Source organism: Streptomyces sp. PA03-6a (assembly GCF_033792765.1).
GTDB lineage: Bacteria > Actinomycetota > Actinomycetes > Streptomycetales > Streptomycetaceae > Actinacidiphila.
The window spans coordinates 1-22,027 of the sequence record NZ_JARAVK010000154.1 but is presented as its reverse complement, the minus strand read 5'-3'; the positions used below and the strand labels follow the sequence as shown (position 1 = coordinate 22,027).

Sequence of the window (22,027 nt, the reverse complement as noted above, 5' to 3'; positions counted from 1 at the left end):
CGCCCCCGACCACCCGTCACCCGCGTCCGCGCCCCCCGCGGACCGCGACGAGTACAACGCGACGGCCCCATCCCCAGAAAGCGACGCGCGATGACCGCACCGGCCACCGGCCACACCAGTACGGACGAGCGGCTCAACTGGCTGCTGGAGAACCTGCTGGAGCGCACCCCGGGCGCCCGCCACGCCCTGGTCCTGTCCCGGGACGGGCTCAAGCTGTGCCGCACCCCCGAGCTCTCGGTGGACCAGGCGGACCAGCTCGCGGCGATCTCCGCCGGCATCCAGAGCCTGTCGCAGGGCGCGTCCATGGAGTTCGGCGACGGCAGCGGCGGCGTGCGGCAGGCCATGGCCGAGTTCTACGGCGGGATCCTGTTCATCGTCGAGGCCGGTGACGGCGCCCACCTCGCGGTCGTCGCCGCCGACGACGCCGAGGTCGGCCTGATCGGCCACAACATGCACGAGCTGGTCGAGCAGCTCGGTGAGCACCTGAGCGCGCCCCCGCGCGAGGTGCCCGGTGAGGACGGCGACGGCGCATGACACCCCGCCCGGGCCGGGAGGAGGATCCGGACCGGCTGTACACCCTGACGTCGGGCCGCAGCCGGCCCGCGTCCGACGCGTTCGACCTGGTGACCCTGGTGGTCGCCGAGTGCGATCCGGTCCCGGGGATGCAGTCCGAGCACGCGGCGATCCTGCGGATCTGCCGCCGGCCCACCGCCGTCGTGGAGCTCGCCGCCGACCTGGGACTCCCGGTCGGCATCACCCAGGTGCTGCTGTGCGACCTGCTGGACACCGGCCGGATCAGCGCCCGGCACCCCCGTACCGCCCGGACGGCGGCTCAACTGCCGGACCCCGAGATCCTGGAGCAGGTGCTCGTTGGACTACGCAACCTCTGACCCCGGCCTCGTTCCCGGCCCGCCGGGGCCGCGGGCGCCGCTCGACGCGAGCGCCGACAACGGGCTGAAGATCGTCATCACCGGTGGGTTCGGCGTCGGGAAGACGACCATGGTCCGCTCGGTCAGCGAGATCCGTCCGCTGAACACCGAGGAGACCATGACCCAGGCCGGTGCCGGGGTCGACGACCTCGCCGGTGTGGGGGCGAAGACCTCCACCACCGTGGCCTTCGACTTCGGCCGGATCAGCGTCAACGCGCGCACCGTGCTCTACCTGTTCGGCGCGCCCGGGCAGGAACGGTTCTGGTTCCTGTGGGACCGGCTGTTCTCCGGCACGCTCGGCGCGGTGGTGCTGGTCGACACCCGCCGGCTGGACGACTCCTGGTACGCCATCGACCGCCTGGAGCACCACGGCACCCCGTTCGTGGTGGCCCGCAACGACTTCGGCGGGCCGAAGCACACCGAGGAACAGGTCCGCGACGCGCTGTCGCTGGCGGACGGGGTACCGCTGGTGGACTGCGACGCGCGGTCCCGGCAGTCCTCCAAGGACGTCCTCATCACCCTCGTCCAGCACCTGCAGACCCTGTCCGGCGCCCGCCCGCGCCCCCGGGAGAGGACCGCCCCGTGACCAGTCAGCCCTCCGCGGCCGCCGGCGCCTGCCCGTTCGCCGGGGCGGTGCCGTTCAGCGGTCCGCGCTTCCACGTCGAACCGGCCGCCCTGTACCGGGAATTGCGCCGCGAGCACGGGGCCCTGGCCCCCGTGGAGCTCGACGGCGGCATACCGGCCTGGCTCGTGCTGGGCTACCGGGAACTGCTGCACGTCACCGGCGACCCGGTGCTCTTCAGCCGCGACTCGGACCTGTGGAACCAGTGGGACCGCATCCCCGACGACTGGCCGCTGCTGCCCATGATCGGGCGCAAGCAGCCGTCGATCCTCTACACCGTGGGCGAGCGGCACCGGCAGCGCGCCGCGATGATGGGCAACGCCATGGAGGCCATCGACGCGGTCGAACTGCGCCGCCACGCCGAGCGCTACGCCGACGGGCTGGTCGACACCTTCTGCGGCAGCGGCACGGCGGACATCCTCGACGAGTTCGCGATGCTGCTCCCGGTCCGCGTGCTGGCCCGGCTCTACGGCTTCCCCGAGGAGCAGGGCCCCCGCCTGGTGAAGGCGGTCAAGGACCTGGTCGACGGCGGCGCGGACGCCATCTCCGGCCAGAGTTACGTCTACTCCGCGATGACCGAGCTGCTCGAGGCGAAGAAGGAGCAGCCGGGCGCTGACGTGGTCTCGCGGATGCTCGCCGACCGGTACGACTTCTCCGACGAGGAGATCGTGCAGGACCTGATGGTGATGACCGTGGCCGGGCACCAGCCCACCGCGGACTGGATCGGGAACTCGCTGCGGCTGATGCTCACCGACGACCGCTTCGCCGCCTCGTTCACCGGCGGCCGGAACAGCGTCGGGCAGGCCATGAACGAGGTCCTGTGGGAGGACACCCCCAGCCAGAACATCGCCGGGCGGTGGGCCAGCCGCGACACCCGGCTCGGCGGGCGCCAGATCGCCTCCGGCGACCTGCTCATCCTCGGCTTCGCCGCGGCCAACGCCGACCCGCAGGTGCACCTGGAGGCCGGGGCCTCCACCAACGGCAACAACGCCTGGTTCTCCTTCGGCCACGGTGAGCACCGCTGCCCGTTCCCGGCGCAGGAGATCGCCGAGGCCATCGCCCGCACCGGCATCGAGGTGCTGCTGGACCGGCTGCCCGACCTCGAACTGGCTGTCGACCCCGCCGAACTGGTGCGCCGTCCGTCCCCGTGGCTGCGGGGCATGACCAAGCTCCCCGTGCGTTTCACACCCACCCCCGTGCTAGGAGAACTCTGATGGAATGCCCGGTCACCGGCCACCGCGCGGCCTCCCCGATCGTGCTGGACCCGCTGGTGGGCGACCTGGTCGCCGAGAGCGCCGCGCTGCGCGAGGAGGGCCCGCTGGCCGCGGTCGTCCTGCCCGGCGGGGTGCCGGTGTGGGCCGTGACGCACCACGCCGAGGCCCGCGCGCTGCTGACCGACCCGCGGCTGGTGAAGGACATCGCCCACTGGGACGCTTTCACCCGCGGTGAGATACCCGCCGACTGGGCGCTGATCGGCCTGGCCAACCCCGGCCGCTCGATGCTCACCGTGGACGGCGCCGACCACCGCCGGCTGCGCGCCCTGGTCGCCCAGGCGCTCACCCCCCGCCGCGTCGAGCAGATGCGGGCCCGCATCGAGGAGCTGACGGCCGGTCTCCTGGAGCGCGTCGAGGAGGCGGCACGTGAGGGCGAGGTGCTGGACCTGAAGGCCACCTTCGCCTACCCGCTGCCGATGTACGTCGTGCAGGAGCTGATGGGCATCGACGAGGCCCACCTGCCGCGCCTGAAGGTGCTGTTCGAGAAGTTCTTCTCCACCCAGACCCCGCCCGACGAGGTCATCGCCACCCTCGGCGAGCTCGCGACCCTGATGGCCAAGACCGTCGCCGACCGGCGCGCCGAGCCCGGCGACGACCTGACCAGCGCGCTCATCGCGGCCTCCGAGGACGGTGACCACCTCACCGACGCGGAGATCCAGAGCACCCTGCAGCTGATGATCGCCGCGGGCCACGAGACCACGATCTCCCTCATCGTGAACGCGGTCGTCAACCTGCTCACCCACCCCGACCAGCTCGCGCTGGTGCGGGAGGGCAAGGCGAGCTGGGAGTCGGTGGTGGAGGAGACGCTGCGCCACTCCACGCCCACCTCCCACGTGCTGATCCGCTTCGCCACCGAGGACGTCCTCGTCGGCGACAAGGTCATCGCCAAGGGCGAGGCTCTGATCGTCTCCTACGCGGCGATCGGCGGCGACGAGAAGCAGCACGGTCCGAGCGCCGGCGTCTTCGACATCACCCGCGAGCACCCCATCCGGCACATCGCCTTCGGCCACGGCCCGCACGTGTGCCCGGGCGCCGCGCTGTCCCGGCTGGAGGCCTCGGTGGCGCTGCCCGCCCTTTTCGAGCGCTTCCCCAAGCTCGACCTGGCGGTGCCGGCGACGGAGCTGCGGAACAAGCCCGTGGTCACCCAGAACGACCTGTACGAGCTGCCGGTCACCGTGAACTGACCTACGGTCGGTGTCCGGCACCGTCCCGCCCCGCTCGAGCCGGAGCGGGGCGGTGCCGGTCCCGCCCGACCCCGCGACGAGGAGGGCGCCGTGCCGTCGTACGGCAGGCCGCTGCGCAAGCTGGGCTTCCTGACCATCGGGCTGTTCGACGAGGCCGACCCGCGGCGCGGGCACGAGGCGACGCTCGAGATGATCCAGCTGGGCGAGCGACTGGGCTTCGACAGCGCGTGGGTGCGCCACCGCCACCTGCAGTTCGGCATCTCCTCGCCCGTGGCCGTCCTCGCCGCCGCCTCGCAGCGCACCAGCCGCATCGAACTCGGCACGGCCGTCATCCCGCTGGGATGGGAGAACCCGCTGCGACTGGCCGAGGACCTGGCGACGGTGGACCTGCTGTCCGGCGGCCGCCTCAACCCGGGCGTCAGCGTCGGCCCGCCGATGCACTTCGACGAGGTCGGCGGCGCCCTCTACCCGGACACGGCAGGCCAGGAGGACTTCTCCTACACCCGGGTGGAACGCCTGCTGGGCTTCGTCCGGGGCGAGCAGGCCACCGCCTTCAGCGGCACCGAGGGCTTCGAGGTCTTCTCCGACCGCGTCCAGCCGTACTCCCCGGGGCTCGGCGACCGCATGTGGTACGGCGCCGGGAGCCTGCGCTCGGCGCGGTGGGCCGGGGAGCACGGGATGAACTTCCTGACGAGCAGCGTGGTCAAGGCGGAGGAGCCGGAGGAGTCCGAGGACTTCGCGGCGATCCAGCTGTCCCACATCCGCGCCTTCCGTGCCGCACACCCCGACGGCGAGCGGGCCCGGGTCTCGCAGGGACTGGTCGTCGTCCCCACCGACAGCGCCTCGTCCGGCCAGCGCGAGAAGTACCTGGAGTACGCCCGCCGGCGGCTGCCGCGCACCGCCGGCCCGCAGGGGCCCGGGCGGCTGCTGTTCGCCCCCGACCTGGTCGGCACCTGCGAGGAGATCGCGGAGCGGCTCTCCGCGCACGTGGCCTTCCGTGAGGTCGACGAGGTCGCCTTCGCGCTGCCGTTCGCCTTCGAGCCCGAGGACTACGTGCAGATCCTCACCGACATCGCCACCCGGCTCGGACCGGCCCTCGGCCGTCCGGCGGCCATGGCTCCCTGACGGCCACCGCGGAGCGGCCCCGCCCGGCACGCCGGGCAGGGCCGTGGGGTCACACGCCGATGTCGCGGCCGTCCTTGCGCCACACCACGACGACGGAGGGGCGGGGGATCCGCTTGCCGCCGTCCGGCCAGCGCGAGGACGGGTTCTCGTACGTGGAGCCGTCGGTCTCGCCGGGGTGCTGCACCGCGACCAGGACACGCTGGTCCTGGACGATCGGGCCGCACGTCTCGGCGCCCTTGGGCACGCTCAGGAACTGCCGGACCTGACCACGCTTGTCACCCTTGACCGCGACGCCGAAGAGGGCGTCGTGGGTGCCGAGGGTGCCGGGCGCGCCGTCGGTGGAGATCCACAGGTTGCCGTGCGGGTCGAAGGCCACGTTGTCCGGGCACGAGATCGGGCTGACGTCGTCCTTCGGGAAGCCCGCGAAGTAGGTGGCGGGGTCCGAAGGGTCTCCGGCGACCAGGAACAGCCGCCACGCGAAGCGGTCGGCGGCCGGGTCGTCGAAGAACTCGGCCAGCTCCAGCACGTGCCCGTGCTTGTTGTTGCTCCGCGGGTTGGCCTCGTCGGGGCCGGCGGAGCCGGCCTTGCCGCGGTTGGTGTTGTTGGTCAGCGCCACGTAGACGCGACCGGTGCGCGGGCTGGGCTCGACGTCCTCGGGGCGGTCCATCTTCGTGGCGCCGGCCTTGTCCGCCGCCATCCGGGTGAAGAGGTAGACCTCCTCGGCGGTCATGCCCTCCACGAAGGAGGTGGTGCCGCTCGCCAGCTTGATCCACTCGCCCGAGCCGTCGAACTCGCCGTCCGAGGGCAGCTTCCCGCTGCCGTCGAACTCCGCGGCCGGGCTGTCGCCGGTGAGCCGGGCGACGTAGAGCGTGCCCTCGTCGAGCAGCGACAGGTTGTGCTCGCGGACGGCCCGGCCGCTGCCGTGCCGCATCGCCTTGCTGGCCACGAACTTGTACATGTAGTCAAAGCGCTCGTCGTCGCCCATGTAGACGACGGGGCGGCCGTCATCGGTGAGCCGCGGCTGCGCGGCCTCGTGCTTGAAGCGGCCGAGCGCGGTGTGCTTGCGCGGCGTCGAGTCCGGGTCGAAGGGGTCGAGCTCCACGATCCAGCCGAAGCGGTTGACCTCGTTGGGCTCCTTGGCCAGGTCGAAGCGGTCGTCGAACCGCTCCCACTTGCGCTCGCTGGCCGCGCCGGCGATGCCGTAGCGCTTCAGCCGCTCCGCGGTGACCGGGTCGGTGACCGAGGCCGCGTTGCCGAAGTACTGGTTGAAGTTCTCCTCGCCCGAGAGCACGGTGCCCCACGGGGTGGTGCCGCCGGCGCAGTTGTTGAGGGTGCCGAGGACCTTCGTGCCGGTGGGGTCGGCCTTGGTGCGCAGCAGGGGGCTGCCCGCGGCGGGGCCGGTCAGCCGGAAGGCCGTCTTGGTGTGGACCCGCCGGTTCAGGCCGTGCCGGTTCACCGGGTACAGGCGGCCGGAGTGCCGGTCCTCCTCGACCACGACCACGCTGAGACCGTGCGCGGCCCACGCGATCTCGACCTGCTCGCGGGTGGGGTCGGCCGCGTCGTAGCCCGGGAACATGAGGATCTCGTCGGTGTACTCGTGGTTGGCGACGAGCACCTGACGGCCGCGTTCACCGGGCAGGTCGAACAGGTGCAGGAAGTCGTTGTTGTAGCCGAACTGGCCGGCCTGCGCCGCGGCGGTCTGCCGCGCCTGGTCGAACGCGGGGGCGCCGCGCAGGATGGGGTCGCCCCAGCGGATCACGACGCTCTGCGCGTAGCCCTCGGGGACGACGAGGGCGTCCACGGTGTTCGGCTCGACGGGCCGGAAGCGCAGGCCCTTGGCGGCGTCGGGGTCGACGGTGCCGCCGCCGTGACCCCCGTGCTTCGGTTCGGGGGCGGCGGCGGCCACGTCGGTACCGGACGTGACGGCTATGCCTCCTGCGGCGGCGGCCAGGGTGACCACGGCACCGGTCCGCAGCATGGTGCGGCGGGAGAGGGCGTCGGCGACGACGTCGCCGAGGTAGGCGTTGCCGCTGGTGTTCGGGGCCTCGTGGGCGCAGGCGTCACCGCACTTGAACCGGCAGGTGAGGGCGGACCTGCCACCGTCGTGGCGGGGGAGGAGCGGAAGAAGTCTGTGCGGCCGCACAGTGCCTCCAAGTCTATGTTCCGGTATAGCGAATCCCATGGGATGGTAAAGAGCCCTGTTCTCGCGGGGGTGGCCGGAACGTGAACCGCGCATGAACCGGTGAGCGCGGCCGGGGGTGCCGCCGGGCGGTTGCCCCCGCGCGGAGGCCGCGTACACGGCCGTGGCCGTGCCCGTCCTCACGGCTCCCGACGGCACGACGCTTGCTCGTGCGGCGACCGGGGTCCGCCCGTGATCTGCCTGCTGGGGGGGCACACCGCGTACCGGCGGGTCGCGGCCGGTTCCGGCAGGGCGAGCCTTGGTACGACGCGGGCTGCACGGCCTTGGAGGAGGTCGTCGAGGGGCGCGGGGAGGACGGCCGCGGGGAGGCTGTCCCGTCCTTCCCCCACGGGCGTTGGGACGCGACCGCGCGGGCGCTGGAGGCCGGAGGCGCCGAGGCACTTCCCGTGGCGGGGCGAGCGGGAGCGGTCGGTACCCGGCCGACTCGGACAGCCCGGCGCGGGGGGCGGGTTCACCGGGCGGGATCCGTCCCCGCCCGCCCCGCTCACGCCCGGTCGGCCGCCGGCAGCGTCACTTCCCAGGTGTCCACCGCGAAGTGCAGACCCATGCCGTGCGCGGTGTACAGGCGCAGGGCCCCCGTGGTGTTGTCGGTGTCCACCCCCAGGCCGAGGATGTCGCGGCCGCGGGCGGCGTAGACCCCGAAGGCGTGGCGCAGCAGGTGGCCGGCGATGCCTCGGCCCCGCGCCTCCTTGCGCACCCCGAGGCTGCGGATCCACGCCATGGCCGCGCGGTCGTCGCGGGTCAGCGCCACGCCGACGTCCCCCGCGCCCTCCAGCGAGGCGATCCACACCAGGGACCAGTCGATGCCCGAGCCGAGGTCGTCCAGCCACTGCGGGTAGGTACGCCGGTGGTGGTCGAAGTGTTCCGCGAAGGTCTCCTGCAGGAGTTCGTGGGCCCGGCGTCGGTCGGCCTCCTCCGTGCAGTCGCGCAGCGTCAGCCCGGGCGGCGGCTCGGGGACGGTGTCCGCGGCGGCGGACAGCGGGCGGGTCAGCACGTGGTAGCGCCGTACGGTCTTCCAGCCGCGCCGCGTCAGACGGGAGGTGTCCATGGTGGGCGCGGTGTTCAGGGAGAGATGGACGACGGCCCGGGCCACGCCGTTCTCCGCGGCGCGCCCGGCGGCCCGGTCCTGCAGGAGGTCCAGCAGCCGCTCCCCGGCCTCCTGGTGCGCGGGCAGGACGTAGTGGTCGACGTCGATGCGTTCGGCGCCGGAGTCGTCCCACAGGAGCCCGAACGCGACGGGCGTGCCGTCCTCGAAGACCAGCCAGGAGTTGTGATCCAGGTCGGCCTCGGGGTGGACCAGTGACGACTCGACCGTTCCCAGGTCGGTCTCGGGCTGCCCTAGCTCCACGACGTCGACGGCGTTGAGCAACTCGCAGATGACGGGGGCGTCCTCGGGGGCGGCCGGCCGTACGGTGATGGGCATGCCGCCACTGTCGGTACCGGTACCGGCCCCGCGCAAATGTTTTTCGCCGCGGAGCCGGTCCGGCGGGGACGGTGCCTGCGTCAGGCGTCGGCCGCCTCGGTCGCCGGACGGTCGGCTTCCGCGTCGGCCTCGGCATCTGCGCCGCGCTGGGCGGGGACGGTGACTTCCACGGCCCCGCCGCTCTCCTCCGCCGTGTCGGCGTCCTCGGCGGTGGGTGGTGCGGACGGTACGGCCGGTACGGTCGGTACGGACGGTGCGGCGAGGGCGGACGGTGCGGTTCGTACGGCCGCCGCGACCTCCCTCGGCACGGCGGGCGCCAAGACGTCGAGGTCGGCGTCGTCGGGCCGGCGGTCGCGGCGGACGTCGCCGACGATCAGGGCCACCACCGCCGCGGAACCGACGAACTCCAGCAGGCTCTGCACGGTGTCCACGGCGGTCACGGGCATCGTGCCGACCGCGTAGCCCCACAGCTCCGTGAAGGCCGACGGCATCATGAACAGCGACAGGCCCACCGAGAAGCCCGGGGCGGTGGGCCGCCGCCGGGCCGCGAGCAGCATGCCGGCCCCGCACAGCACGGTCAGGCACACCCACTGGTACGGCGACGGCACCGCGAGGATCGCCCGCCCGCTGCCCTTGCCGACGATCAGGTCGCTGAGCACACCCGGCCCGACCTGAACGGCCGTCACCGCGTTGCGGCCGATGTAGAAGACGTTGAGCACCGCGAGCAGCAGCCCGGAGGCGGTGGCCGTCACCTTCACCGGGCGGATGCCGCCCGTCACCGAGTCCGCGGCGGCGGCCTCGTACTCCATGTGCCGGGCGAGCAGGAGGAGCGCTCCCAGGATGAGCGTGAGCACCACGGCGAGGACTGCGGTGCTGCCCACGGCGTTCAGCGAGGCACCCTTCAGGGTGCCGAACCACGGGTCGGACGGCGAGTCGAGCAGCAGGTACCAGACCGCGGGGAGGCGGAAGCCGAGGGTCACGGTGCACGCGGTCACCAGCAGGCCGCCCGCGCCGCGGGTGCGGAACAGCGCCGCCAGACCGGCGCAGAGCTGCAGCGCCGCCAGGCCGAGGTCGAGCGAGGAGGTCGCCGACAGCCCCGGCACCCACCCGGTGGTCCACAGCGACCAGGCGCCCGGAAGACCGCGGACAACGATGTCGTAGAGCAGCCAGAACGCCGTCTGGGCGAACAGCGCGAGGCTGAGCAAGGCCACGGCTATCCGCACTTGATTGATCGACATCCCCGGACGGTTCATGGCGCGCTGTCCCCTCGACGGCCAAACGTGGTTGAGTTCACAACTATCCAATGACGGTGCAGAGCATAAACGGTCCCCCATGGGCCCGCGCCAATCCGCCCCCGGCGTGCCGGGCTTGCGAAACCGCACGGGAACGCCATGCCAACGGAGGGTGAATGACGCCCCGTCAGGGAGATCCGCCACCGACCCGTGGAATGATCCGGTGCGCGACGGAACGGGCTTTGCGGGACGAGGAGTTGGCCATGACGGTGGGAGCGCTGGCGATCACGGGCGCGGCGGGCACCATCGGCTCCGTGGTGCGCGCCGCACTGCGCGGGGAGACGGCACGGCTGGTCCTGCTCGACCGGGTCCCGCTGGTCGCGGAAACCGCGAACGAGGAGGTGCACACCGTCGACCTGCGGGACGCCGACGCCGTGCGGTCCGCCCTGGTGGGCGTCGACCGGGTCCTGCACCTCGGCGGCATCCCCGACGAGGCCCCGCTGGCCGACCTCCTGGAGGCCAACGTCCTCGGCACCCACCACGTCCTGGAAGCCGCCCGGCGGGGTGGCATCCGCCGCGTCGTGCTGGCCGGGAGCAACCGCGTCACCGGTTTCTACCCCGCCGGGCACCGCACCGCCCCGGACGAACCGGTGCGCCCCGACGGCCTGTACGGGGTCAGCAAGGCGGCCGTCGAGGCGCTGGGACGGCTCTACGCCGACAAGTTCGGGCTCTCCGTGATCTGCCTGCGCATCGGCAGCTTCGAGGCGCAACCCGGCGAGCCCCGCCACCTGGCCACCTGGCTCAGCCACCGCGACGCCGTCGGCTGGATCCGGGCCGCGCTCAACGCGCCGCCCGGCGTGCGCCACGCCACGGCGTACGCCGTCTCCGCCAACACCCGCCGCTTCTGGGAACTCCCGGACCCGTCGGTGCTCGACTACACCCCCGTCGACGACGCCGAGCAGCACGCCTCGCGCCTCACCGCCGCGGACGGCCACGCCGAACCGGACCCGGCCGCGCCCCAGGGCGGCCCGTACGCCCTGCCCGAGGTCACGCTCGCGCACCTTCGGCGCTGACCCGGAAGAATGTTGTCAGAGGCCTGTGATGGGATACCGGAGAACACCGCAGCCACCATCCACGGGGAGAACACGCCCATGCCTCAGTACCCTTCGCTGACCCACGCCCTGGCGGAGGCGCTCGTGGACGTCACCTGGTTCATCGACGGCACGGACGACGAACAGATGGACGAGGACGACGCCGTGACGGCACTGGAGGGCGTCGCGGCCGTGGTGGACCGCATGTCGGAGGCCCAGCGGGCCGAGTTGCTCGACGTGCTCGAGGCGATGGCGGCAGCCGAGGCCGACCCCCGGCGCCGCGCGTTCCTGGAGACGTTCCCGGAGGACTTCGGCGTCGTCGAGTGACCACCCCGGTCGCCTCCTCGGCGCGGGCCCTGCGCGAGGTCAGCCCCGCAGCAGCCGCGGGTCGAGGAGGCGGTGCAGCCGGTGGGCGACGGGACGGAAGCCGCGACGCGGCCAGAACGCCGAGGACAGCGGGTTCGCCGCCCGCCAGTCCGTCACGCACACGCGGAACCCGCGCCGGGCGGCGTCCGCGAAGGCGTGCTCGGTGAGCCGGCGCCCCACACCGCTGCCGCGGTGCTCCGGAACGGTCGCGGCGAGGAGCAGTTCGACCGAGTCGCGCGGCGCCGTCAGCGAGACCTCGTCGTCGGGCACCGGCCGCATGACGCAGAAGCCCCGGACCCCTTCCGGCCCCTCGGCGAGCCAGTACGACACGGCCGGGTCCTCCAGCAGCTCCAAGTGGCCGGGGCGCAGACCCTCGTAGAAGGACGGCTCGATGAAGGCGAAGACCGGCGGGCCCGCGTGCGCGTCGGCGACCAGGCGGAACAGCGGCTCCAGTGCGGCGAGGTCCGACGGCCCCGCGGCGCGCACGTCGTCGTGGCAGCCGGCCGCCTCCGTCGCCAGGTCCGTCACGGCGTGGACCTGCTCGTAGGCGAAGCACTGCGACAGCCAGACCGGCAGGTCGCCGGAGGCCGCGACGACGTAGTGGTGCAGCCGGCCGTCGGCGAGCCACGGACCCGACAGATCCGCGTAGAGTCCGCGCAGTACGTCCTCGCCGCGTGCCGCGTAGTGCCCGGGGCCGGTCCAGACGTGCCGTCCCCGGCCGTCGTCGCCGGGCACGGCGAGGAGGTACCCGGCGGGCGTGCCGTCCGCGGTCTCCGCGACCGCGCCCCGCGCGCCCTGCTCCCAGGCGTCCCGCAGCAGGGCCGCGCAGGCGGCCGGTTGGATGAAACCCGCGTCGAGCGCGGCGTCCCGGGCGAGGTCGCGGCGGTGGCGGGCGGCGAGCAGGCCGGCCGCGGCATCGACGTCGGACGCCGCGAACGGCCTGGTGGTCGTGGTCGGCGCGATCACAGGGGTGTCTCTCTTTCGGTGGTCAGCCCTTGCGGGCCTCGATCAGATAGCGCTGCGAGTACGCCACGAAGGGTCCGTGCCGTTCCATGAAGTCGTGCAGCCGCGCCAGCTGCTCGCGGTAGGCGTCCACCGTGAACCCGGGCACGATCCAGATGACCTTGCGCAGGAAGTGGACCACGGCGGCGATGTCGTGGAACTCCATGCGCAGCGCCTCCTGGCGCAGGTCCACGACCTCCAGGCCCGCCGCTTCGGCGCGTGCGGTGGCCTCGACCCCGCTGGAGCCGGCCGTGGTCGTGAAGGGGTCCCGTGTGTGCGTGGCGACCGGCCGGGGCCCCATCAGGTAGTCCGTCAGCTCCCGCACCGAGCCGGCGCCGACCTGCTGGGACAGGTAGGTGCCCCGGGGACGCAGCACCCGCCGTACCTCGTCCCAGCGGGTCACCACCGGATGCCGGCTGACGACCAGGTCGAAGTGGCCGTCGGGGAAGGGCAGGTCTGCCGTGTCGTCGGCCTCGACGACGGTGGCGCCGAAGGGCGCCAGGTTGCGGCGGGCGATCTCCAGGTTGGGCGCCCAGGACTCCGTCGCCGCGACCACCGGCGGGGCGGTGGACACGGTGGCCAGGACCTCCCCGCCGCCGGTCTGGATGTCGAGCACGGCCTCGGCCCGCGCCGTCCGCTCGGCGAGGAGCCCGGTGTAGCCCCAGGACGGGCGCTGCTCGGTGGCGCGGCCGGTGAACCAGGAGAAGTCCCATCCCTCGGTCGGGACGGCCTCCCCTTCGGCGAGGAGATCTTGGAACGTGGACATGGGCGCGAGGATGGCAGAGGCGCCGGGCGGAACGCATCCGGATTACGCCGGGCCGGCGCCGCCCGGCGGTGCGCCGTCAGCAGCCGGACGCCAGGGGGGTGAAGGACATCGGGGTGCCCTCCTCGGCGCCGACGGCCGTGCCGTAGGTCGTGGCGTCCACCTTGTACCAGACGTCGTCGCGGGTGCGGTCGCCGCCGACGTCGTCCAGTTCGACGCACCAGCGTTCCGCCGACACCACACGGGTGTAGGACTCGGTGCCCTGCTGGACCTTGCGGCAGTCCTGGTAGTGCTCGGTGGTGTACCAGGTCCGGGTCGACTTGCGCTTGCCGGAACCCTTGGAGGAGGTGTGCTTCACCCGCCGGGTGCGGTCGGTGCACCGCTGCACCATGTGCGGGCGCCGCGCGGGGGCCGTCCTGCGCGCCACGTGCCGGTGGTCGTCCAGCGCTCCGGTGACGGGCGGGACCGCCTTCACCACCGGGGTGCCGGTGCCGGCGGAAGCGGTGGCCGACGGTCCGGATCCGGCCACGGCGCCGGAGTCCGGGCTCCCGCAGGCACCCAGCAGGGCGGCCAGGAGCACGGCGGCCACGGCGGCGGAGTACGGGCGGCGGTGTCTGTGCACTTCTCTCCTCGATGAACGTGAACGTGGACACGAAGGTGAACGCGAGGGTGAACGCGAAGGCGAACGCGAACGGTGCGGGCGATCGGTGCCCGCCCGGATCATGACGCATCGTGGACGGACCGGGTTCCCGTCCGCCCGGTTTCGACATAGCTCTGACGCCGGCTGCCCGTTCCGGGCGTCCGGAAGTCGAACGCTGGGTAGGAACCGGGACGGGGATGGCTCGAAGTCGTAGTCCTTGCCCGGGTCGCCGACGGCCCGGGAAGGGGGGAATCCGGTGGGGAAGACATCTGCGTTCGTTCGTTTCGACGGCCCGGGGGCATGGGCCGCGCACAGTGGGACCGCACGGGGCCGGGCCGGGGGGCCCGTCCGCGTACCGGGCCCGTCGCTGCTCAACCCCGGCCTGCGGCAGGTGGAACCGCACGTCATGGCCTGGGCGCTGCGGGCCGGGTTGCTGTCCGCGCTGACCTCGGGGCAGGCCGGCCGGGAACGGCAGGTCGCCATGGCCGCGCACGTGTGGCCATGGGCGACCCCGGCCCGTCTGACGGAGCTGGCCCGGCTGACGCTGTGGATGTTCGCCGTCGACGACGGCAGCGACGTCGGCCCGTCCAAGGGCACCGGCGCGGAACTGGAGGCCATGGCACGCGCCGTCGGCGGCTGCGGGTGGGAGGTCCCCGCGTCGGCGCCGCCGGCCGTCCGCGTCCTGGGCGAACTCATGCCGCGGGTGACCGGCGCCATGGGGCCCGCCTGGGGCGACCGTTTCCGCCGTCACCTGCTCGGGTGGATCCGTACCAACCAGGACATGATCAGGATCCGCGCCGGCGACGAGGTGCCCACCCCCGAGGCCTACGTCTCCTGGCGGCGGGTCTCCGGCGCGACCGGCTGGTGCTTCGACCTCATCGAGTACGCCCAGGAGGCGGAACTGCCCCCGGCGATCTGGTTCTCGCCGGCCTGCCGCGCGCTGCGCGAGGCCGCCGCCGACGTCATCGGCTGGACCAACGACCTGTTCTCGGTGGAGAAGGAGCTGCGCTCGGGGGAGACCACCAACCTGGTCCTCGTCCTGCGCCACCACCACGGCCTGACGCTGGACGAGGCGATCGACGAGACACGGCTGTGGCACGCCCGCCGCGTCGCCGCCCTGCGCACCGCGACACGCGACCTGTACGCCACCGCCCTCGCGACCGACCTCACCCCGGGGCAGCTGGCCGCGGTCTGCCAGTACGCGGACGGCATCCACGCCTGGGCCCGCGGCTTCCTCGACTTCTCCCTGGCCTCCGCCCGCTACCACGCCCCCGGTGGGTAGCCGGCGGCGCCACCGGGAATGCACCACGGCAGGGGACGACCGGGGGAACGGGGGAGTACGCGATGGCTGCCGGGAGGGACCGCACCACGGGCGCCGCGGGTTACCTGCTCAGGGTGTTCTCCGGTCTGGCCCGGCCCGCCCTGACCCTGCTGTTCGGCCCGGCGGGAGCGGTCGCCGGGGCGGCGACGGAGACCGTGGCCGCCTCGGGAGGCAGGGCGCTGGAGCAGTCGGCGGGCCGTAGACGGGCGCTGCCGGGTCTGCTGCGGATCTCCCGGCGCGGCACGGCGCCGCTGGTGGCGGACGTGGACGACCCCATCGGTCTCGGCGTCCACCCGGCCGCGCCGGGCGGCGGCGGGACGGCCGGCTTCGGCCGTGTCCCGGTGTTCGTCGGCCGGGACGCCATGCCGCAGGCGGAGGCGGTGCTCAGCGGGGGCCAGGGCTTCCTGCTGCTGGTGGGGGACTCCACGGCGGGCAAGACGCGCCTGGCCTACGAGGTGGTGCGCAAGCACTTCCCGCGCTACCGGCTGGTCGTCCCGGACAGCCGTGAGGCGATGGTCGCCCTCGCGGACACCGTGCCACGGCTGAAGCAGTCCGTGGTGTGGCTGGACGACCTGGAGAACTACCTCGGCGCGGGCGGGCTGACGGCAGGTCACGTGCAGCGGCTGCTGGAGGCCGGGCCGGCGCGGGTCGCCGTCGTGGCGACCATGAGCGCGCGTCAGCACATCCGCTTCGGCGCCCGCTCCGCCGCCGACGACGAGCCCGGCGGTGACGTGCTGCGCTCGGGGCGCGAGGTGCTGCGGCTGGCCTCGGTCGTCCGGGTGGACCGTACCTGGAGCGAGGCGGAGCTGGCCCGGGCCCGGCGCCACACCGACGACCCGAGGATCAGGGCCGCCGTCAACGACGCCCGGTCCGGCAGCCGCGGGGTGGCCGAGTACCTCGCCGCGGCGCCCCAGTTGCTCGACGACTTCAGCAACGCGTGGGCGGCCGGCGCCCGTCCCCGGGCCGCCGCCCTCGTCGCAGGGGCCGTGGACGCCCGGCGCGCGGGCTACCACCAGCCGCTGCCCGAGGACGTGCTGCGCCGCCTGCACGAGATCCACCTGGACCTGCGCGGCGGCACCAGCCTGCGGCCGGAGGCGTGGGAGGAGGCACTGCGCTGGGCCACCGACCCCCTGCACGCCACCTCCAGCCTGCTGCTGCCCCGTGACGACGGCGCCTACCTGGCCTTCGACTACCTGCACCAGACCCTGGACGAGCAGGTGCCGCCGCCGCGCATCCCGGACGCCGTGTGGGAGATCCTCATCGACCACGCCGACCCGGTGCGCGCCCTCGACATCGGCGCGACCGCCTACCAGCGCGGTGACCTGCACCACGCCATGGCCGCCTTCGACAAGGCCGGTGCCGACCCCGGGCAGTTGCCCCGGCAGTGGTACGCCACGTGCGTGGGGGAGGCCGGAGATCCCCGGCGCGCGGCGGACCTGTACCGCGAACTGGTCGCGGAGGCCGAGCGGCGCGGCGGCCCCGACGTCAAGGAGACGCTGGAGAACCGCAACTCCCACGCCCGCTACGTCGGCATGGCCGGCCACCCCGCCGAAGCCGTGGACCTGCTGCGCGGCGTCATCGAGGACCGCACGCGCGTCCTCGGCCGCGAGCACTCCCACACCCTCAACAGCCGCAACAACCTGGCGCTGTTCCTCGGCGAGACCGGACGGCTCGAGGAGGCGGTCGCCGAATACCAGTCCGTGCTGGCCGACCGGACCCGCCTGCTGGGCGCAGACCACCCGCACACCCTCAGCAGCCGGTACGGCTACGCCTACCTGCTCGGCGACGCGGGCCGCCCCGCACAGGCCGCCCGGCTCTTCGACAGCCTGGTCTCCGACCGGTCACGCACCCAGGGCCCGTACCACCCTTACACCCTCAACAACCGCCGCCACCACGCCCACTTCCTCGGCGAGGCGGGGCATGCCGCCCGCGCCGCCGGGCTGTTCGAGGAACTCCTCCAGGACTGCCTGAAGGTCCTCGACCCGCTCCACCCGGACACCCTCGCCTCCCGGCACGGCCATGCCCGTTTCCTGGGCGAGGCCGGCGACCCCGGCCGCGCATCGGCACTGCTCAGCGACCTGATCGAGGACGGCCGCGGAGCCGCCGTGCACGGGCCGGACAGCCCGATCCCGCTGCTGTGGCGGCGTTACCAGGCGGTCTTCCTCAGCGAGGCCGGGGCGGCCGAGGAGGCCGTACGACTCCTCGGCGCGCTGCTGACCGAGAGCGGCGAGATCCTCGACGACGGGCACCCCCAGCTGTTCGCGGTCCGTGCCGCCCACGCCCGCTGCGTCCTGAGGGCGGGCAGGGCGGCCGAGGCGACGGCCCGGTACGAGCAGCTCGTCGACGACTGCCGCGAGCGCCTGGGCGACGACCACCCCCAGACGCTCACCGCACGCGGCGGGCGCGCCCGCTGCCTGGCCGCCACCGGCCGTCACGGCGAGGCCGCGGACCTGCTGGAGATCCTCGTCCAGGACCGCACCCGCGTCCTCGGCGACGACCATCCCTCCACCCTCAACAGCCGCAACGCCCACGCCTGTTCGGTCGGCGCGGCGGGCGACGCCCCACGCGCCGCCCGGCTGCTGCGCCAGGTCCTCCAGGACCGCGTGCGCCACCTCGGCGAGGACCACCCCTGGATCGCCCGTACCCGGGAGGAACTCGCCCGTTTCCCGTGACGGGGCCGGCCGCGCCCGGCGGTTCAGTCGCGGGTGACCTGCCCGTCGACCAGCCGCCACAGCCCCAGCGGGTTGGCCGGGACCAGAGCCTCGGGGAGCAGCGCGTCCGGGAAGCCCTGGTAGGTGACGGGCCGCAGGAAGCGGTCGATCGCGCTCATGCCGACCGAGGTGAAGCGGCTGTCGGTGGTGGCCGGGAACGGGCCTCCGTGGATGGTGGCGTGGCCGACCTCCTGCGGGTGGGCGAAGGCGTTCACCACGATCCGGCCGGTACGGCGCTCCAGGACCGGCAGCAGGCGTGCGGCCTGCGGGTGGTCCTCCTCCTCGAGGTGCATCGTCGCCGACAGCTGGCCGCGGAAGCTCCGGGCCACCCGCGTCATCTGCTCGACGCCGGACAGCCGGACCAGCAGCGCGGCCGGTCCGAAGACCTCCTCGGCCAGCGCGGGTTCGGCCAGGAACCGGTCGCCGTCGACCTCGAGGAGCTGCGCGCGGCCCTCGTAGGCGCCCTCGGGCTCCGGGCCGACCGTCACGGTCGTGGCCCCGGAGTCGCGCAGGCGCTGCGCTCCGCGGCCGTACGCGTCGTGGATGCCGGGGGTGAGCATCGTCCGCGCGCCCATCACGCCCACCCGTGCCGCGGCCGCCTCGCGCATCGCGGCGTAGCCCGGGCCGTCGACGGCGAGCAGCACGGCCGGCTTCAGGCAGGCCTGGCCGACGTTGACGAGCATGCGCTCGGCGAAGCCGTCGCCGATCTCGCCGCCGCGCGCCGCCAGTGCCGCCGGGAGGACGAAGGTCGGGTTGACGCTGGTCATCTCGGCGAAGACCGGGATCGGGTCGGGGCGCAGCTGGGCCCGGCGGTACAGGGCCATGCCGCCGCCCTCGGAGCCGGTGAAGGTGACCGCCTTGACCAGCGGGTGGTCCACCAGGGCCTCGCCGATCGCGTTGCCCGCTCCCCGGACCATCGAGAACACGCCCTCGTGCAGCCCGGAGTCGGCGACGGCGCCCTGGATGACGCGCCCCTGCAGCTCCGAGGCGCCGGGGTGGGCGTTGTGGGCCTTGAGGATCACCGGGCAGCCCGCCGCGAGCGCGGCGGCGGTGTCGCCGCCGGCGACCGAGTACGAGATCGGGAAGTTGCTCGCGCCGAAGACGGCCACCGGACCGATCGCGATCTTCTGCATGCGGTGGTCCATGCGCGGCCTGGGCTGCCGATCGGGCCGGGCCGGGTCGACGGCGGCCTGCCGGAACCGGCCCTGGCGCACCACGTCGGCGAACTGCCGGAACTGCCCGGCGGCCTTGGCCGCCTCGGCCTCCAGCTGCGCGGCCGGAAGGCCCGTCTCCAGCGCCGCCCGCTCGGCCAGTTCGCCCTTGATCCCGTCCAGCCGGTCCGCGACCAGCTCCAGGAAGGCGGCGCGCTCCGTGAGGCCGGTGCGGTTGTAGGTGTCGTAGGCCTCGTCGGCCAGGAGGGCGGCACGGTCGACCTCGGCCGCCCCGCCGAGCGCGAACTCCGGTCCGACCGGTTCGCCGGTCGCCGGGTCGAGGGCCTTCATCGTGCCTTCGGACGCGGGGACGGACGACGCGCCTATCAGCATCTCTCCGGTCAGTCGCATGTCAGTGGTCTCCGTTCTCCAGGGTTCCCAGCAGGTCGGCGGTGGTGGTGATGGAGTGGGCGTAGGTGGGGCCGTTGAGTTCGTGGGCGGCGTGCATCATCTCCGGGCGGTAGGCCGCGGTGGCGTCGCGGACGAGCGTCACGTGGTAGCCGAGCTCCATGGCGAAGCGGCCGGTGGACTCGATGCAGGTGTTGGCGAGCAGGCCGACGACGATCACGTGCGTGATGCCGTGCTGCTTGAGCCGGAAGTCCAGGTCGGTGTTGGCGAACCCGCTCTGCGACCAGTGCTCCTGGATGACCACCTCGCCGTCGGCGGGCCGGAAGTCGGGGTGGAACTCGCCTCCCCAGGTGCCGAGGGCGAACGTGTGCCGTTCCTGGATGATGCGGTGCGTGGGGTTGGGGTGCTCCCAGTCCTCGTAGTCGCCCTCCTGCCAGCGGCGGTGGGGGACGAAGAAGACCTTCTGGCCCGCCGCGCGTCCCGCGCCGACGACGGCGCGCAGGTTGTCGAGCAGGCCGACCTCGGTGGCGACGCCCTCCAGCGCGGGCCAGACCTTGCCGCCCTCCGACAGGAAGTCGTTGTACGGGTCGACCAGCAGGATCGCGGTGCGCGTGGGGTGGTAGGTGTCGGTCATGACGAGTATTCCTTTCCAATCTGGAGTATTTGCATCATCCTCATTCCTCATTCAGGATTACTCTCGTCATCCTGAAAGTCAAGGACGGCGCCCCCGGGCGCCCGGCATGTGAGCGAGGTACGGCGATGACCCCCGATGAACTGCGCACATCCCTGATCGGCGCCTGGCGCCTGGTGTCCTACGAGGCCACCGACGTCGGGACCGGGGAGGTCGTCGAGCCCTTCGGGCCGCGGCCCCGGGGACTGATCGCGTACGGGCCGGACGGCCACATGGCGGCCCAGATCATGCGGGTCGGGCGGCCGGGCTTCCGCCACGGGCGGCTCGAGGAAGGGCTGCCGGAGGAACTGGCGGCGGCGGCCGCGGGCTACCTTGCGTACGCCGGCACCTTCGAGGTCCCGGCGGGGGACACGGTCGTCCACCACGTCGAGCTGAGCCTGTTCCCCAACTGGGTGGGAGGTTCCCAGACGCGGATCGCCGACCTGGACGGCCGCAGGCTCCGGCTGAGCCTGCCCGGCGCCGCCAGGATCTGGGGGGCGCTGCGCACCGGCGTCCTGACCTGGGAGCGCGACGGGCGGTAGTGGCGGCCCCCGGGAAGGGGGGTGCGGAGCGCGGGCGGTGGGGCCCGCGCTCCGAGGGGGAGCGCGGCTATCGCCGCAGGGCGGGAGCGGTGGCGGTGTCCGCGCCGGCCTGTCCGGGCTCGGCGTCGTCGCTGTGCCGGGGGTCGGTGTGGTGGGCGCGGAGGCCGTGCCAGGCGAGCGTGAGGCCCGCGAGGAGCAGGAAGCCCAGGCCGCCCGCCACCACGCCGCGCCAGCCGAAGGCGGAGAAGAGCACCCCGGCGACGGCGGAACCGGTGGCGCCGCCACCGAAGACCGCGAACATGTACACCGTGTTGAGTCGCCCCCGGATCTCCGGCCCGGCGTTGAAGATGCGTGCCTGGTTCGCTATCTGACCGCTCGTCACCCCGTAGCCGAGGAGGTTGCAGCCGACGGCGAGGACGAGGAGCGACCGCCCCGCGACCCCGAAGAGCACGAAGGCGGCCAGTGCCGAGGCGACGGCGAGGGCGTTGACCCCCAGCGGCCCCCACCGGTCGGTGAGCCGCCCCGAGTAGCGGGCGGCCAGGGCGCCCGGCACGCTGCACAGGCCGAAGAGGCCGACCACGGCGGGGCCCAGCCCGATCGGCGGCGCGGTGAGGTGGAAGGCGAGCGTGGACCAGAAGGCCGAGAAGGAGGCGAACGCCGTCGCCCCCAGCGCGGCCGACAGGCGCAACGGGGCGTGGACCACGAGCAGTCGGGGGAGCGAGGCGAGCAGGCTCCCGTAGCCGCCGGAGGCCGCGGCCCCCGGCGGGCGCCCGGCCGGCATGTAGCGGGGGAGGACCAGCAGCAGCGCCGCCGTGGCCGCCGCGGCGACGAGGAAGCCGGCCCGCCAGGTGCCCGCGGCCTGGGCGATGAGCCCGGAGGCGGTGCGCGAGAGAAGGGCGCCCATCGTCAGCCCCGTGCCGACCGCCCCCAGCACCCGGCCGGCCTGGCCGGGGGCGGCCATGGACGCGACCGTGGGCATGATCACCTGCGGGAGCACGGTGCTCGCCGAGAGCACGAGGGTCGCCATCCCCAGCAGGGCGACGGACGGGGCCAGGGCGCCCCCCAGGAGCGCGACGGCGGTCACCGCCAGCAGGACCCTGGACAGCCGGCGCAGCCGGGCGCGGTCCGCGAGCGGGACGACGGCCACGATCCCCAGCGCGTAGCCGATCTGTCCTGCCGTGGCCACGAGGCCGGCGGCGGAGGCGGAGATGCCGAAGCTGCGGGCGATCTGGTCGAGGAGGGGCTGGGTGAAGTAGATGTTGGCGACCGTGATCGCCGTCGCCGTGGCGAAGACGGGGAGGGTTCCCCGCTTGACGTCCGGGCGGGTTGCTGCGGTGGTCATGGGTCCTCGCGGAGGGTTCGCGGGCGGGAGG

At 73.6% G+C, this 22,027-nt stretch carries 20 protein-coding genes; 11 read left to right on the top strand and 9 right to left on the bottom strand.

Annotated elements, in window-relative coordinates:
* The first annotated feature begins 90 nt into the window (after positions 1–90).
* The 6 genes from PV350_RS30335 to PV350_RS30310 all read left to right on the top strand — a co-directional run bounded on the left by PV350_RS30335 (position 91) and on the right by PV350_RS30310 (position 5,134).
* Positions 91–534 (top strand): roadblock/LC7 domain-containing protein, encoded by a 444-nt coding sequence (locus tag PV350_RS30335; RefSeq protein ID WP_499509238.1) that lies wholly within the window; start codon positions 91–93, stop codon positions 532–534.
* The gene (locus PV350_RS30330; protein WP_499509237.1) at positions 531–890 is read left to right on the top strand and encodes a DUF742 domain-containing protein; all 360 of its coding nucleotides are present in this window, start codon (positions 531–533) and stop codon (positions 888–890) included. Before PV350_RS30335 ends, PV350_RS30330 begins: the two co-directional genes overlap by 4 nt.
* Complete coding sequence (locus tag PV350_RS30325; RefSeq protein WP_499509236.1) at positions 871–1,515, top strand: GTP-binding protein; 645 nt, start codon at positions 871–873, stop codon at positions 1,513–1,515. Before PV350_RS30330 ends, PV350_RS30325 begins: the two co-directional genes overlap by 20 nt.
* The gene (locus PV350_RS30320) at positions 1,512–2,765 is read left to right on the top strand and encodes a cytochrome P450 (RefSeq protein WP_499509235.1); all 1,254 of its coding nucleotides are present in this window, start codon (positions 1,512–1,514) and stop codon (positions 2,763–2,765) included. Before PV350_RS30325 ends, PV350_RS30320 begins: the two co-directional genes overlap by 4 nt.
* Positions 2,765–4,009 (top strand): cytochrome P450 family protein, encoded by a 1,245-nt coding sequence (locus PV350_RS30315; RefSeq protein ID WP_499509234.1) that lies wholly within the window; start codon positions 2,765–2,767, stop codon positions 4,007–4,009. The genes PV350_RS30320 and PV350_RS30315 overlap by 1 nt, the downstream gene beginning before the upstream one ends.
* Before the next feature lie 90 nt (positions 4,010–4,099).
* Positions 4,100–5,134 (top strand): LLM class flavin-dependent oxidoreductase, encoded by a 1,035-nt coding sequence (locus PV350_RS30310; RefSeq protein WP_499509233.1) that lies wholly within the window; start codon positions 4,100–4,102, stop codon positions 5,132–5,134.
* Between the two features lie 49 nt (positions 5,135–5,183).
* Here the strand turns inward: PV350_RS30310 and PV350_RS30305 are convergent, their stop codons facing one another.
* From PV350_RS30305 to PV350_RS30295, 3 genes are all read right to left on the bottom strand, one after another.
* Complete coding sequence (locus PV350_RS30305) at positions 5,184–7,277, bottom strand: PhoX family protein (RefSeq protein ID WP_500337100.1); 2,094 nt, start codon at positions 7,275–7,277, stop codon at positions 5,184–5,186.
* Positions 7,278–7,818: 541 nt separating this feature from the next.
* The gene (locus tag PV350_RS30300) at positions 7,819–8,757 is read right to left on the bottom strand and encodes a GNAT family N-acetyltransferase (RefSeq protein ID WP_500337098.1); all 939 of its coding nucleotides are present in this window, start codon (positions 8,755–8,757) and stop codon (positions 7,819–7,821) included.
* Positions 8,758–8,837: 80 nt separating this feature from the next.
* Positions 8,838–9,995 (bottom strand): hypothetical protein, encoded by a 1,158-nt coding sequence (locus PV350_RS30295; protein ID WP_500337096.1) that lies wholly within the window; start codon positions 9,993–9,995, stop codon positions 8,838–8,840.
* 257 nt (positions 9,996–10,252) lie between these two features.
* Between PV350_RS30295 and PV350_RS30290 the strand changes: the two genes are divergently transcribed.
* Both PV350_RS30290 and PV350_RS30285 read left to right on the top strand, forming a co-directional pair.
* Positions 10,253–11,062, top strand: a complete 810-nt coding sequence (locus PV350_RS30290; RefSeq protein WP_500337094.1) for an NAD-dependent epimerase/dehydratase family protein — start codon at positions 10,253–10,255, stop codon at positions 11,060–11,062.
* A gap of 78 nt (positions 11,063–11,140) precedes the next feature.
* A complete protein-coding gene (locus PV350_RS30285; RefSeq protein ID WP_499509228.1) occupies positions 11,141–11,407 on the top strand; it encodes a hypothetical protein in 267 nt (88 codons plus the stop codon).
* Positions 11,408–11,446: 39 nt separating this feature from the next.
* Here PV350_RS30285 and PV350_RS30280 read toward each other — a convergent pair whose 3' ends face one another.
* From PV350_RS30280 to PV350_RS30270, 3 genes are all read right to left on the bottom strand, one after another.
* Positions 11,447–12,412 (bottom strand): GNAT family N-acetyltransferase, encoded by a 966-nt coding sequence (locus PV350_RS30280; protein WP_499509227.1) that lies wholly within the window; start codon positions 12,410–12,412, stop codon positions 11,447–11,449.
* A gap of 22 nt (positions 12,413–12,434) precedes the next feature.
* Positions 12,435–13,214 carry a class I SAM-dependent methyltransferase gene (locus PV350_RS30275; protein WP_500337092.1) on the bottom strand — a complete coding sequence of 260 codons (780 nt, stop codon included), beginning with the start codon at positions 13,212–13,214 and terminating at the stop codon, positions 12,435–12,437.
* 76 nt (positions 13,215–13,290) lie between these two features.
* Entirely contained in the window at positions 13,291–13,833 is a 543-nt protein-coding gene (locus tag PV350_RS30270) for a hypothetical protein (protein ID WP_499509225.1), read from the bottom strand.
* Between the two features lie 274 nt (positions 13,834–14,107).
* On the opposite strand from PV350_RS30270, the gene PV350_RS30265 reads away from it, so the two are divergent.
* Together PV350_RS30265 and PV350_RS30260 are read left to right on the top strand one after the other, a co-directional pair.
* Positions 14,108–15,133 carry a terpene synthase family protein gene (locus tag PV350_RS30265; protein WP_499509224.1) on the top strand — a complete coding sequence of 342 codons (1,026 nt, stop codon included), beginning with the start codon at positions 14,108–14,110 and terminating at the stop codon, positions 15,131–15,133.
* A gap of 62 nt (positions 15,134–15,195) precedes the next feature.
* Complete coding sequence (locus PV350_RS30260; RefSeq protein ID WP_500337090.1) at positions 15,196–17,844, top strand: tetratricopeptide repeat protein; 2,649 nt, start codon at positions 15,196–15,198, stop codon at positions 17,842–17,844.
* A 23-nt stretch (positions 17,845–17,867) separates the two neighbouring features.
* Here the strand turns inward: PV350_RS30260 and PV350_RS30255 are convergent, their stop codons facing one another.
* Both PV350_RS30255 and PV350_RS30250 read right to left on the bottom strand, forming a co-directional pair.
* Positions 17,868–19,445 (bottom strand): aldehyde dehydrogenase (NADP(+)), encoded by a 1,578-nt coding sequence (locus tag PV350_RS30255; RefSeq protein WP_500337089.1) that lies wholly within the window; start codon positions 19,443–19,445, stop codon positions 17,868–17,870.
* Position 19,446: 1 nt separating this feature from the next.
* Positions 19,447–20,076 carry a cysteine hydrolase family protein gene (locus PV350_RS30250; RefSeq protein WP_500337087.1) on the bottom strand — a complete coding sequence of 210 codons (630 nt, stop codon included), beginning with the start codon at positions 20,074–20,076 and terminating at the stop codon, positions 19,447–19,449.
* Between the two features lie 125 nt (positions 20,077–20,201).
* Here PV350_RS30250 and PV350_RS30245 point away from each other — a divergent pair, with 125 nt between their 5' ends.
* On the top strand, positions 20,202–20,654 hold the full coding sequence (locus tag PV350_RS30245) for a lipocalin-like domain-containing protein (protein ID WP_499509220.1): 453 nt from the start codon (positions 20,202–20,204) through the stop codon (positions 20,652–20,654).
* Positions 20,655–20,721: 67 nt separating this feature from the next.
* Here PV350_RS30245 and PV350_RS30240 read toward each other — a convergent pair whose 3' ends face one another.
* Complete coding sequence (locus tag PV350_RS30240; RefSeq protein WP_500337085.1) at positions 20,722–21,996, bottom strand: MFS transporter; 1,275 nt, start codon at positions 21,994–21,996, stop codon at positions 20,722–20,724.
* Positions 21,997–22,027 lie beyond the last annotated feature (31 nt).

Coding starts and splice junctions, on each gene's coding strand:
- PV350_RS30240 (WP_500337085.1), bottom strand. CDS start 21,996: ATGACCACCGCAGCAACCCGCCCGGACGTCAAGCGGGGAACCCTCCCC.
- PV350_RS30260 (WP_500337090.1), top strand. CDS start 15,196: ATGGCTGCCGGGAGGGACCGCACCACGGGCGCCGCGGGTTACCTGCTC.
- PV350_RS30250 (WP_500337087.1), bottom strand. CDS start 20,076: ATGACCGACACCTACCACCCCACGCGCACCGCGATCCTGCTGGTCGAC.
- PV350_RS30255 (WP_500337089.1), bottom strand. CDS start 19,445: ATGCGACTGACCGGAGAGATGCTGATAGGCGCGTCGTCCGTCCCCGCG.
- PV350_RS30315 (WP_499509234.1), top strand. CDS start 2,765: ATGGAATGCCCGGTCACCGGCCACCGCGCGGCCTCCCCGATCGTGCTG.
- PV350_RS30295 (WP_500337096.1), bottom strand. CDS start 9,995: ATGTCGATCAATCAAGTGCGGATAGCCGTGGCCTTGCTCAGCCTCGCG.
- PV350_RS30290 (WP_500337094.1), top strand. CDS start 10,253: ATGACGGTGGGAGCGCTGGCGATCACGGGCGCGGCGGGCACCATCGGC.
- PV350_RS30300 (WP_500337098.1), bottom strand. CDS start 8,757: ATGCCCATCACCGTACGGCCGGCCGCCCCCGAGGACGCCCCCGTCATC.
- PV350_RS30275 (WP_500337092.1), bottom strand. CDS start 13,214: ATGTCCACGTTCCAAGATCTCCTCGCCGAAGGGGAGGCCGTCCCGACC.
- PV350_RS30330 (WP_499509237.1), top strand. CDS start 531: ATGACACCCCGCCCGGGCCGGGAGGAGGATCCGGACCGGCTGTACACC.
- PV350_RS30285 (WP_499509228.1), top strand. CDS start 11,141: ATGCCTCAGTACCCTTCGCTGACCCACGCCCTGGCGGAGGCGCTCGTG.
- PV350_RS30335 (WP_499509238.1), top strand. CDS start 91: ATGACCGCACCGGCCACCGGCCACACCAGTACGGACGAGCGGCTCAAC.
- PV350_RS30245 (WP_499509220.1), top strand. CDS start 20,202: ATGACCCCCGATGAACTGCGCACATCCCTGATCGGCGCCTGGCGCCTG.